Raw genomic sequence first — 10,525 nt, forward strand, 5'->3', positions numbered from 1 at the left:
CATCGCCGATGGAGGAAGCGATGGAGAGGGATCGTGACCGCCTGATCCGGGAACGTGCCTACCTGATTTGGGAGCGCGAAGGGCGTCCGGAGGGCCGGGCGGATGCTCATTGGTTCCAGGCTCTACGGGAACTTCAGGCCGAGGGTCAGCTGTCCAGACGTCCCGTGATGGGGGGCCATGCCGGCGGGTTTGCTCCGGTCAAGGCCCGGTCATCCATGCCGAGCTGGGGGCGCCGCCATTGGTGCCACTTGGCGCAACGCGCGGCCTGATGGAGAGAGCCGTGCGTGACGGGGGCGCTTTGCTTCAATTGGCCACCGTGGGCTGGCTGATCGGTCCGGCGCCCTTCTTCTGGGCGCCGCCGCTGTGGATCGTTGCCTTGATGGCACCATCCTGCCAGCCCAGTCGTCGCACGCAGCACACGCCGAGCGCGCGGCGCCCCACACGCCGCGTGGCCCCGCCCGCTCAGAGGCGGCGCGCGATGTCGGAGCGCTCGGCCATAATGGCTATGCTCACGTCCGAATAGCCGATTGATCGGTTCGGCCTTTGCTTCCTAATGTAGATCGTTCCGGAGAACCGGCGATGCGCGCAACGGATAGAGGCCTCATGCGTGAAAAGCAGAAAAACCTTCGCCGGCGTGCCGAAGAACTGCTCGTAGCGCAACGCTCGCTCGTCGATACGACGGGCAAGAGCGCCGACGAACTGCTCCAGGAATTGCTGATCTATCAAGCGGAATTGGAGATCCAGAACCAGGAGCTGATCGAGGCCGAACAGGAACTGGAGGCCTCGCGGCTGCAGTACCTGGAGCTGTTCCGGTCGCTTCCGCTGGCCTGCTTCACGCTCACCGAGCGCGGCATCATCGGCGAGGCCAATCCGGCGGCGGAACGCCTGTTCGGCCTTCCCGATGACCGACTCCGCGGCTATCCCATCACACTCCTGGTGCACCCCGACGACCATTCCCGTTTCTTCACGGCATTGGGGCGGTTGCGGCGCGGCGACGAGTGGACCGCGCGCGAGTTTGCCTACACCGGAGCCGCGGGGGTGATCGACGGCCGGACCGATTGCCGTCGGGTGCATCTGCCGCGCGCGGAAGCCGGTGACGTGCTCGTCACCATCCTCGACGTGAGCCAACGCAAGAAGCTGGAACGGGAACTGCGGGTTGCGCTGCGCACCAAGGAGCGCTTCCTGGCGGCCACCAGCCATGATCTACGCCAGCCGGTGCAGGCGCTGCTGCTTCTGGTGGATCGGCTCGCCCGCCACGCTTTGGACCCATCCGCGCGCGACGTTGTCGGCCAGATGATGGGCTCCGTTGGTGCGCTGGCCGCCATGCTCGACAGCTTGCTGGACATGTCGCGCCTGGACGCCGGCGTGCTCAAGCCCGCCATGGCACCGGTCCCACTCGCTCCGATGATGCGGCGGCTGCACAACGAATTCGCGCCGCTGGCCGAGCAGAAGGGGCTCCGTCTGACGACGCTGCCGTCCGGCATGATCGGCAGCGCCGATCCCGTCATGCTGGAGCGCATCTGCCGCAACCTCCTGTCGAACGCGATCCGCTACACCCGCCAGGGCCGGATCGTCTTCGGCGCGCGGCGGCAAGAACAAGCCGTGCGACTTGAGGTCTGGGACACGGGCATCGGCATCAAGGCCGGCGACATCGACCGCATGTTCGAGGATTTCGCCCAGGTCGGTGATCACGCCCGCAATCCGCACGAAGGGCTCGGCCTCGGGTTGGCCATCAGCAAGCGCCTGATCGAGGCACTCGGCGGAACGATTTCCGTTCGCTCGCGCGTCGGCAAGGGATCGTGTTTCGCCATTACCTTGCCGATGGCCACATCCGAGGCGCCGCTTCGGACGGACCATGCCGAGAACCCCTGTGTCTCAGAGCGGCCCACCACACTTCCAGGGCGGCACATTCTGCTCGTGGAGGACGAGGCGATCATCCGCGTGGGGCTCGAGAGCTGCCTGTCCGATTGGGGCTATCTGGTCGCCTCCTACGAGTCCGGCGACGAGGCGCTTGCCGCGGTAACGGCCGGGCTCACGCCCGATCTGCTGCTCACCGACTACCGGCTTCCCGGTGGCTTCACCGGCCTTGACCTTATCGACGCCGTGCGGGCACGGGTCGGGTCGGTGATGCCAGGGATCATCCTGAGTGGCGACACCGAGCTGGGCCGCCTTCTCGCCATGACGGCGAGCGGCTGCCACCTTCTGCACAAGCCGTTCATGCCGGACAAGCTGCGTGCCGCCATCGAAGCGGCATTCGCGAGCAAGCCGGTCGGCTCCGTCTCATCACCATGTTCTGCACCGTAATCGCACCAGCCCTTCAGGCCGGCCGGGCCACACCAGCACATGGTCGCGACCGCCTGAGGCCGTAACCGGGCAGACCAGGAAACGCACGATGGCTGTGTGGCAACCGATCCTCAATCCCAGCGGCCTTGCGAGTGGGGGCGCTTGGACGCGGCTTGGAACGTGGCGCGCGGAGGTCTTCCATGCCGCCGAGCCGCCGGAAGATTGGGCCTGGGAGGCGGTGCACGACGGCGACCGCCGCACCATCACGGGATGGGCCGGCACGCGGGAGGCGGCACAGGCCGCCGAGCGGGCCATCCTCTTGCAGGACCAGTAGGGGGCCCCCCACTGCGGAGCGGCTGGCCTCCTGCGACCAGCCGCTCCTCACCGCCGAAGTCAGGGTTAGAACTCCATGTCCCCCATGCCGGCGCCGGGGACGGCCGGGGCCGGCTCCTTCTTGGGCTTCTCCGCGATCATCGCCTCCGTCGTGATCAGCAGGCCGGCCACGGAGGCCGCGTCTTGCAACGCGACGCGCACGACCTTGGTGGGATCGACGATGCCGAAGGCGAACATGTCACCGTACTGGTCACTCTGGGCATCATAACCCCAGTGCGCCTCACCCCGGTCCAGCAGCTTGCCGACCACGATCGAGCCGTCCACCCCGGCGTTGGTCGCGATCTGACGCACCGGCGCCTGGAGGGCGCGACGGACGATGTCGACGCCGATCCGCTGGTCGTCGTTTTCCGGTTTGACCGATTGCAGCGCCTGGGTGGCGTAGAGGAGGGCGGCGCCGCCGCCGGGCAGGATGCCTTCCTCGACCGCCGCCCGGGTGGCGTGCATGGCGTCCTCGACCCGGTCCTTGCGCTCCTTCACCTCGACCTCGGTGGCGCCGCCGACCCGCACGACCGCCACGCCGCCGGCCAGCTTCGCCAGCCGCTCCTGCAGCTTCTCGCGATCGTAGTCGGAGGTGGTCTCCTCGATCTGCGCGCGGATCTGCGCGGTGCGGGCCTGAATGTCCTCCTTGCGCCCGGCGCCGTCGATGATGGTGGTGTTCTCCTTTTCGATGCGGACGCGCTTGGCCCGGCCGAGCATGTCGATGGTGACGCTTTCCAGCTTGATGCCAAGCTCCTCGGAGATGACCTGACCGCCGGTCAGCACGGCGATGTCCTCCAGCATCGCCTTGCGACGATCGCCGAAGCCCGGGGCCTTCACGGCGGCGACCTTCAGACCACCGCGCAGCTTGTTGACGACGAGCGTCGCCAGGGCCTCGCCCTCGACGTCCTCGGCGACGATCAGCAGCGGCTTGCCGGACTGCACGACCTGCTCGAGAACCGGCAGCAGGGCCTGCAAGCCCGACAGCTTTTTCTCGTGCAGCAGGATGTAGGCGTCCTCCAGCTCGGCGATCATCTTGTCGGGGTTGGTGACGAAGTAGGGCGACAGATAGCCGCGGTCGAACTGCATGCCTTCGACGACGTCGAGCTCGGTGCCCAGGCTTTTGGCCTCCTCGACCGTGATGACGCCCTCGTTGCCGACCCGCTGCATCGCCTGGGCCAGCATATCGCCGATCTCGCGGTCGCCGTTGGCCGAGATGGTGCCGACCTGGGCGATCTCCTCGTTGGTCGTGATCATCCGGGCTCGCGCCTTGAGGTCGGCGACCACCGCGTCCACGGCCAGATCAATACCGCGCTTCAGGTCCATCGGGTTCACGCCGGCGGCCACCGCCTTCGCCCCCTCGCGCACCATGGCCTGGGCGAGCACGGTCGCGGTGGTGGTGCCGTCGCCGGCCTCGGTGCTGGTCTTGCTCGCCACCTCGCGCACCATCTGGGCGCCCATGTTCTCGAACTTGTCGGGCAGCTCGATCTCCTTGGCGACGGTGACCCCATCCTTGGTGATGCGGGGGGCGCCGAACGCCTTGTCGATGACGACGTTGCGCCCCTTGGGGCCGAGGGTGACCTTCACCGCGTCGGCCAGAATGTCCACCCCGCGCAGCATCTTCTCGCGCGCCGATGTGGAGAACTTGACCTCTTTGGCAGCCATTGTCCGATCCTCCCTTTCTTCGTGCAGTCGCTTGGACGGTCAGGCGGTGATGACCGCCATGATGTCGGACTCCTTCATGATCACGTAGTCCTCACCTTCGATCTTCACCTCGGTGCCCGCCCATTTGCCGAACAGCACGCGGTCGCCCGGCTTGACGTCGAGCGGCTGCAGGCGGCCTTGCTCGTCGCGGGCACCGGGGCCGACCGCCACCACGTCGCCCTGCATCGGCTTTTCCTTGGCGGTGTCGGGAATGAGGATGCCGCCGGCGGTCCGGGCTTCCTCCTCGACGCGGCGGATCACGACACGATCATGCAGCGGACGGAATCGCATGGTTGATCCTCCCTATGATCATGGTTCACGATCTTGCGGCGGGTTCGACGCGTGTGGTGACGCTGCGCTGGGTTCCATTCCGCTGCAACATCAGCTCCACGCGGTCGCCGACCCGCTTCAGCCCGACGCGGTTGCGCACTTGCGTCGCGCTGCGGACGGGACTGCCGTCGATGGCGACGATGATATCGCCCCGGCGTATTCCGGCGCGGTCCGCCGGCGAACCCTGCTCGACCTGGGCGACCACGGCTCCTTCGACCTCCTTCACCCCCATCGCGGAAGCCACCTCCGGCGTCAGATCCTGGACGGCGACGCCGATGCGGCCGCGCCGGATCTCGCCGTACTGGAGGATCTGGTCCATCACTTGGCGGGCCATGTTGATCGGCACGGCGAAGCCGATGCCGATGTTGCCGCCGCTGGGCGCGAGAATCGCCGTGTTGATGCCGACCAGTCGGCCGCGCAGATCGACCAGCGCCCCGCCGGAGTTGCCGGGGTTGATCGAGGCGTCGGTCTGGATGAAGTCCTCGTAGCCCTCGCTGAGGCCGCTGCGTCCGAGCGCGCTGACGATCCCCGAGGTCACCGTCTGGCCCAGGCCGAAGGGGTTGCCGATGGCGACGACATAGTCCCCGACCTCCAGCCGGTCGCTGTCGCCCAGCGGCACGGCGGTCAGGCCGCTCGCCTCGATCTTCAGGACGGCGATTTCCGTCTGCGGGTCCCGCCCCAGGAGCTTGGCGCGGAACTGGCGCTTGTCCTTGGTCGTCACCTCGATCACCTCGGCGTTCTCGACGACGTGGTTGTTGGTGAGGATGTAGCCGTTGCGCGCGTCCACGATGACCCCGGACCCGGCGGCCCTGGTCTCGCGCTGCAGACGCTCCGGCAGGTCGAAGAAACGGCGGAAAAAGGGATCGCGCAGAAGCGGGTTGTCCATCTCCGTGCGCCCGCGCACCGCAATGTTCACCACGCCGGGTGTGACGGCGCTCAGCATCGGGGCGAGGCTGGGAAGGGAGAGTTCCTGCGCGGACACGCGCGATGACACGGTGGCCGGAGTTGCGCAGGCGAGCAGAACGAACAGGAGGGTGAAGCGGGACAGGGATCGCAGCATGGCGGCACTCCCTTCAACGGCCTTCTTCAACGGCTTTGACGCCGGGCGCGTCCGCATTGTCGGACGCACCCGGCGGGCAGGTGGCGTCACGCGGTCAGCCGCGGCGGATTGCGGTGGAAGTACCAGCCCACGGCCGCCGACAGCACGGCCACCGCCAAGCCCACGACCACATGGCTCCACATGGCCGAGGTATGGCCGGCGAAGCCGAGGACCCAGGGCGCCACGACCGCCCACAGGCCGACCACGAGGTTCACCCATTCCTCCCACTCGGCGAAGGAGAAGATCGCCGCCGCCGCCAGGACGATCATCACCGCTCCGGTGATCCAGGCGTTCCACGCCGCCGTCGTCTGGTCCATGAAGCCGTACAGCCACGGTCCGAGGAACAGAGCGGCGCCGAGCAGCAGGTTCACCATGTCAACGATGCCCTTGTCTTTCCTATCCTTCCACGTCGCGTAGGTCATAGCTTCCCTCCATCGATAATGCCCGGCCCCCTGAAATCCAGAACCGGGGGCCGGATCACGCCCCGACCGCCGAAGGGGTGGACGACCGGGACGGAACGGGTGGGTTGGGGACATCGCCGACCAGCGCCCGCAAGTCGGCTTCGTCCAGCGTTTCCTTCTCCAGCAGCCGCGCGGCCGTGCGTTCCAGGTCGTCGCGGCGGCGCGTCAGGATGTCCACGGCGCGGGCGAAGGCCGCGTCCACGATGCCGCGCACCGCGCGGTCGATGTCGCGCGCCGTCTCGTCGCTGTAGCGACGCTCCACCATGCCGCCGCCGGGAACCGGCCCGAGCAGGGGAGAGGAGCGGTCCGTCTCGTAGGCGACGTGCCCCAAGCCATCCGACATGCCGTACCGCACCACCATGCCGCGCGCGATGTCCGTGACCTTGGCGAGGTCGTCGGCGGCGCCGGTGGAGAGATGGCCGAACACGATGTGCTCCGCCGCCCGGCCGCCGAGCAGCACGGCCATCTTGTTTTCCAGCTCCTCGCGGGTCATCAGGAAGCGGTCCTCGGTCGGCCGCTGGATGGTGTAGCCAAGCGCGCCGACGCCGCGCGGGATGATCGACACCTTGTGCACGGGATCGGTGCCGGCCAGCGACATGGCGACCAGCGCGTGGCCCATTTCATGATACGCCACCACCTTGCGCTCGAACGGGTTGAGCAGGCGGTTGCGGCGCTCCAGCCCGGCGACGATGCGCTCCACCGCGGCGGTGAAGTCGGCCATGGTCACCGTCTCGCCGCCGCGGCGTGTCGCGATGATCGCCGCCTCGTTCACCAGGTTGGCGAGGTCGGCGCCGCTGAAGCCGGGCGTCAGGGCAGCCAGCCGCTCCACGTCCACTTCGGTGGCGACCTTGGTTTTCTTCAGGTGCACGCGCAGGATCGCGACCCGCCCCGCCTTGTCCGGCCGGTCCACCAGGACCTGTCGGTCGAAGCGCCCGGCGCGCAGCAGCGCGGAGTCGAGGATCTCCGGCCGGTTGGTCGCGGCCAGCAGCACGAGGCCGGTGCGCGGGTCGAAGCCGTCCATCTCGACCAGGAGCTGGTTGAGCGTGGTCTCCTTCTCGTCGTGGCCGCCGACATAGGCGCCGCGGGCGCGGCCCAGCGCGTCCAGCTCGTCGATGAAGATGATGGCCGGCGCCTTGGCCCGGGCCTGCTCGAACAGGTCGCGCACGCGCGCGGCGCCCACGCCGACGAACATCTCGACGAACTCCGAGCCGCTGATCGAGAAGAAGGGCACGCCAGCCTCGCCGGCCACCGCGCGAGCGAGCAGCGTCTTGCCGGTGCCGGGTGGCCCAACCAGCAGGACGCCCTTGGGTGTGCGCGCGCCGAGCCGGCCGTAGGTCGCCGGGTTTTTGAGAAAGCTGACGATCTCGCGCAGCTCCTCCTTCGCCTCATCGATGCCGGCCACATCGTCGAAGGTCACCTTGGTGTCGGTCTCGACGTAGATCTTGGCCTTGCTCTTGCCGATCTGCATGAAGCCGCCGCCGAGGCCGGAGTTGGCGAAGCGGCGCATCAGCAACGCCCACAGCCCGAAGAACAGCAGGACCGGGAGCACCCAGGACAGCACCCGGCCGATGAGCGTCTCCTCGGTGGCACCGATCACCGTGACGCCTTCCGCGGCCAGTTCCTGTGCCAGAACCGGCGGCTCCACCTTGCGGGTGATGACGTGGGACTGGCCGTTGGGCAGCGGCTCCTTCAGCCGGCCCTGGATGTGGTTCTCGGTGACCACCACTTCGGCGACCTTGTCCTCGCGCACGAGTTGCTGGAACTGGCTGTAGGGGATGGGGGCGACGGTGCGCGCGGTGTTCCAGGCGTGCTGAAAGGCCAGCACACCGAAGAAGGCGGCGATCACGAACCAGATGTTGAACTGGGTCTTCTTGTCCATGGCGCCTCCAACGTCCGATGTCTCAGCTCACGGCGCCGCCCGCGAGGAGTCGCGCCACCACCAGTCCCGGCCGCAACGAGGGGGCGAGCAAAGCCAGAAGACCAAGAGCGGCCGAAGCCGCCGCTTCGTCCCACAGGGTGAAGTGCGCTGCGAAGACGGGCTCTTCGCGCAGCTCCGCGGCGGTGGCGGCCGCGATGGCCCCCATGAGCAAAAGCACGCCCAGCATGGGCATCAGCTCGGCGGGGTAAAGAGAGGCGACGAACAGGCAAAAGGCCACGGTGAGGCCCCAGCGGATCAGATGCTCCTCATTGCGGCTGAGGGGCTTGTCGTCCTCGGGGCCTTTCCACCCGCGCCAATCCCAGGGGTCGGGCATCCACATGGCCGGCCTCCCTCACGCGACCCTGGCTCCGTCGGGAGCGGACTCTTCGGGAGCCGGGACGACATTGGTGTTGGCGGCAGCCGGAGGCATCGAACCCGCGTCGAGCGCGCGCAGGGCCGCCCGCACCTCCTCCAGGCGCGACGGCTCGCCGTCCAGCCAGGACTCGTCCCGGGTCGCTTCGATGCGCAGCGCGTCCCATTCCCAGGAGGTCAGGATGCAGCGCTTTTCCGTGCGCGTCAGCGCCGGATGGAACACCACATCTTGCGGATCGTGGAACACGCGCGAGGGATCGAGGATGGCCCGCTCCACCTCCGCGGCCGTCCACCGCAGGCCGCCACCGCGGACCGGATCGAGGCAGTCCAGCATCCAGTCGGACCACAGCACGGTCGGGGGGCCTACTTGCTCAACACCCACACGCCGGTCGGGCGGCGCATGATCGACTTCGTAGGGGATGCCATGACGTACCGCGAAGCGTTCCGCCGCCTCCCGGGTGGGGAAGCGCAGTTCGACATGGCGCAGGGGATCGCCGCCGCCGCACCAGCCCATGAGCGGCTCGATGAACTGGGCCGAGCAGGGCTGGAAGCTCAGCACCCAATCATGCGCGCGGGCCTTGCCGGACGTCATCACGGTGCGTCCAGGCTTGCGGATGATGGCCGTCGTATCCGGCGGAAGGGGGGGTGATGGGGACGCCGGAGCACGGTCGTTGGCGGTCAGCGGCCGTGCCCAGGGCATGGCCGGCGCGGGGGCAACGGACCAACCCAGTGGATTCAATGACGGAAGGTTCGACTCACCCTGGTTCTTCTCCAGCCACATGACATCCTCCCTGACCCGGACGATGCCGGCGCGCCGTCCGCCGGACCGGACGGGCGGCGCGCTGATGGACGATTGCCGTCTTACTTCGCGTTCACCGGAATGCGCTTGACCTTGCCCTCCACCTCGGGCGACTTGGGCAGCACGACCGTGAGGACGCCGTTCTTGAACGAGGCGCTGACCTTGCCCTCATCCACGTCCGGGCCCACGGCGATGGATCGCTGGAAGCGGCCGTGATAGCGCTCGCTGTAGCGTGCGCCGTCGCCTTCGTGCTCCACCTTCTTTTCGCCCTTCAGGGTCAGCACGCCGTCCTGGAAGGTGAGGTCGATGTCCTTGTCCTCCAGGCCGGGCAGTTCCGCCGTCACCCGGTACTCCTTGTCGGTCTCGACGACATCGGTGTGCGGCCAGCCGCCAAAGCCGGTGCCGCCAAATCCCGAACCTCCGAATGCGACCGACGGCAGGCGGCCTTCGAGGCCGCGGAACACGTCGTCGAACAGGCGGTTCATTTCGCGCTGCAGGGACAGGAAGGGGTCCATGACCTCGCCACCCCGCACGCTGGGGGTCCGCTCGCGGCCCCAGGGAATGAGATCACGCACGCTCATGTCATCCTCCTTTCTTGATCGTGACCGCTCCTTTCGTTGAGGCATTGGCGCACGACGGCGCCGGCCCGCCGCAACGGGCCGGCGACCGCCTTTTCGTCAGGCGATCACGCGGCCTTCTGGGAGCCGGACGGCTGGGCCTCGATGGTCGTGGGCTGCGAGGCGCCGCCGATCTGGATGGTCCGCGGCTTCATCATCTCCGGCAGCTCACGGGCGAGCTCGACGGACAGCAGCCCGTTCTCCAGATTGGCACCCTTCACCTGGACATAGTCGGCCAGCTCGAACCGGCGCTCGAAAGCACGCATGGCAAGACCGTGGTGCAGGTACTGGACATGGTCACGCCCCGGCTTGCGGCCGGCGACCACCAGCAGGTTGGGCTGCGCGGTGATGGAGATGTCCTCGGGCGCGAAGCCGGCCACCGCCATGGTGATGCGGTAGGCGTCCTCGCCGGTCTTCTCGATGTTGTAGGGCGGGTAGTTGTCCGCCGGCTCGTAGCGCATGGCGTCGTCGAGCAGGTCGGACAGCCGATCGAAACCAACGGTCGATCGGAACAGCGGTGTGAAGTCGATCATGCCCATAGCCACATCCTCCTCAAGAGCAACATGGATACGA

Annotated in this window: 12 protein-coding genes; 3 read left to right on the top strand and 9 right to left on the bottom strand. The window is 67.8% G+C overall.

Going from position 1 to position 10,525, the window contains the following annotated elements; translation table 11 throughout:
* The first annotated feature begins 20 nt into the window (after positions 1-20).
* From J2851_RS20450 to J2851_RS20460, 3 genes are all read left to right on the top strand, one after another.
* Positions 21-269: a DUF2934 domain-containing protein gene (locus J2851_RS20450; RefSeq protein WP_209768506.1), complete on the top strand. Its 249-nt coding sequence runs from the start codon at positions 21-23 to the stop codon at positions 267-269.
* A gap of 334 nt (positions 270-603) precedes the next feature.
* A complete protein-coding gene (locus J2851_RS20455; RefSeq protein ID WP_246500804.1) occupies positions 604-2,304 on the top strand; it encodes an ATP-binding response regulator in 1,701 nt (566 codons plus the stop codon).
* Positions 2,305-2,392: 88 nt separating this feature from the next.
* A complete protein-coding gene (locus J2851_RS20460; RefSeq protein WP_209768509.1) occupies positions 2,393-2,617 on the top strand; it encodes a hypothetical protein in 225 nt (74 codons plus the stop codon).
* A gap of 65 nt (positions 2,618-2,682) precedes the next feature.
* Here J2851_RS20460 and groL read toward each other — a convergent pair whose 3' ends face one another.
* The 9 genes from groL to J2851_RS20505 all read right to left on the bottom strand — a co-directional run bounded on the left by groL (position 2,683) and on the right by J2851_RS20505 (position 10,485).
* Positions 2,683-4,317, bottom strand: a complete 1,635-nt coding sequence (gene groL / locus J2851_RS20465; RefSeq protein WP_209768510.1) for a chaperonin GroEL — start codon at positions 4,315-4,317, stop codon at positions 2,683-2,685.
* Positions 4,318-4,356: 39 nt separating this feature from the next.
* A complete protein-coding gene (gene groES, locus J2851_RS20470; protein ID WP_209768512.1) occupies positions 4,357-4,647 on the bottom strand; it encodes a co-chaperone GroES in 291 nt (96 codons plus the stop codon).
* A 25-nt stretch (positions 4,648-4,672) separates the two neighbouring features.
* On the bottom strand, positions 4,673-5,746 hold the full coding sequence (locus tag J2851_RS20475) for a Do family serine endopeptidase (protein WP_209768514.1): 1,074 nt from the start codon (positions 5,744-5,746) through the stop codon (positions 4,673-4,675).
* Between the two features lie 86 nt (positions 5,747-5,832).
* Entirely contained in the window at positions 5,833-6,207 is a 375-nt protein-coding gene (locus J2851_RS20480; protein WP_209768515.1) for an SPW repeat protein, read from the bottom strand.
* 55 nt (positions 6,208-6,262) lie between these two features.
* The gene (ftsH, locus tag J2851_RS20485; RefSeq protein WP_209768517.1) at positions 6,263-8,125 is read right to left on the bottom strand and encodes an ATP-dependent zinc metalloprotease FtsH; all 1,863 of its coding nucleotides are present in this window, start codon (positions 8,123-8,125) and stop codon (positions 6,263-6,265) included.
* A gap of 22 nt (positions 8,126-8,147) precedes the next feature.
* The gene (locus J2851_RS20490) at positions 8,148-8,504 is read right to left on the bottom strand and encodes a hypothetical protein (protein WP_209768518.1); all 357 of its coding nucleotides are present in this window, start codon (positions 8,502-8,504) and stop codon (positions 8,148-8,150) included.
* A gap of 12 nt (positions 8,505-8,516) precedes the next feature.
* A complete protein-coding gene (locus J2851_RS20495; protein ID WP_209768519.1) occupies positions 8,517-9,317 on the bottom strand; it encodes an NADH dehydrogenase ubiquinone Fe-S protein 4 in 801 nt (266 codons plus the stop codon).
* 80 nt (positions 9,318-9,397) lie between these two features.
* Positions 9,398-9,916: an Hsp20/alpha crystallin family protein gene (locus tag J2851_RS20500; protein ID WP_209768520.1), complete on the bottom strand. Its 519-nt coding sequence runs from the start codon at positions 9,914-9,916 to the stop codon at positions 9,398-9,400.
* Between the two features lie 104 nt (positions 9,917-10,020).
* Complete coding sequence (locus J2851_RS20505) at positions 10,021-10,485, bottom strand: Hsp20 family protein (RefSeq protein ID WP_425514313.1); 465 nt, start codon at positions 10,483-10,485, stop codon at positions 10,021-10,023.
* Positions 10,486-10,525 lie beyond the last annotated feature (40 nt).

Source organism: Azospirillum rugosum (assembly GCF_017876155.1).
GTDB classification, from domain to species: Bacteria; Pseudomonadota; Alphaproteobacteria; order Azospirillales; family Azospirillaceae; genus Azospirillum; species Azospirillum rugosum.

What these genes read in the sequence shown, in the direction of transcription:
- J2851_RS20460 (WP_209768509.1), top strand. Translation starts at nt 2,393, where the DNA reads ATGGCTGTGTGGCAACCGATCCTCAATCCCAGCGGCCTTGCGAGTGGG.
- J2851_RS20450 (WP_209768506.1), top strand. Translation starts at nt 21, where the DNA reads ATGGAGAGGGATCGTGACCGCCTGATCCGGGAACGTGCCTACCTGATT.
- groES (WP_209768512.1), bottom strand. Translation starts at nt 4,647, where the DNA reads ATGCGATTCCGTCCGCTGCATGATCGTGTCGTGATCCGCCGCGTCGAG.
- J2851_RS20480 (WP_209768515.1), bottom strand. Translation starts at nt 6,207, where the DNA reads ATGACCTACGCGACGTGGAAGGATAGGAAAGACAAGGGCATCGTTGAC.
- J2851_RS20505 (WP_425514313.1), bottom strand. Translation starts at nt 10,485, where the DNA reads ATGATCGACTTCACACCGCTGTTCCGATCGACCGTTGGTTTCGATCGG.
- J2851_RS20455 (WP_246500804.1), top strand. Translation starts at nt 604, where the DNA reads ATGCGTGAAAAGCAGAAAAACCTTCGCCGGCGTGCCGAAGAACTGCTC.
- J2851_RS20495 (WP_209768519.1), bottom strand. Translation starts at nt 9,317, where the DNA reads ATGTGGCTGGAGAAGAACCAGGGTGAGTCGAACCTTCCGTCATTGAAT.
- J2851_RS20475 (WP_209768514.1), bottom strand. Translation starts at nt 5,746, where the DNA reads ATGCTGCGATCCCTGTCCCGCTTCACCCTCCTGTTCGTTCTGCTCGCC.
- groL (WP_209768510.1), bottom strand. Translation starts at nt 4,317, where the DNA reads ATGGCTGCCAAAGAGGTCAAGTTCTCCACATCGGCGCGCGAGAAGATG.
- ftsH (WP_209768517.1), bottom strand. Translation starts at nt 8,125, where the DNA reads ATGGACAAGAAGACCCAGTTCAACATCTGGTTCGTGATCGCCGCCTTC.
- J2851_RS20490 (WP_209768518.1), bottom strand. Translation starts at nt 8,504, where the DNA reads ATGTGGATGCCCGACCCCTGGGATTGGCGCGGGTGGAAAGGCCCCGAG.
- J2851_RS20500 (WP_209768520.1), bottom strand. Translation starts at nt 9,916, where the DNA reads ATGAGCGTGCGTGATCTCATTCCCTGGGGCCGCGAGCGGACCCCCAGC.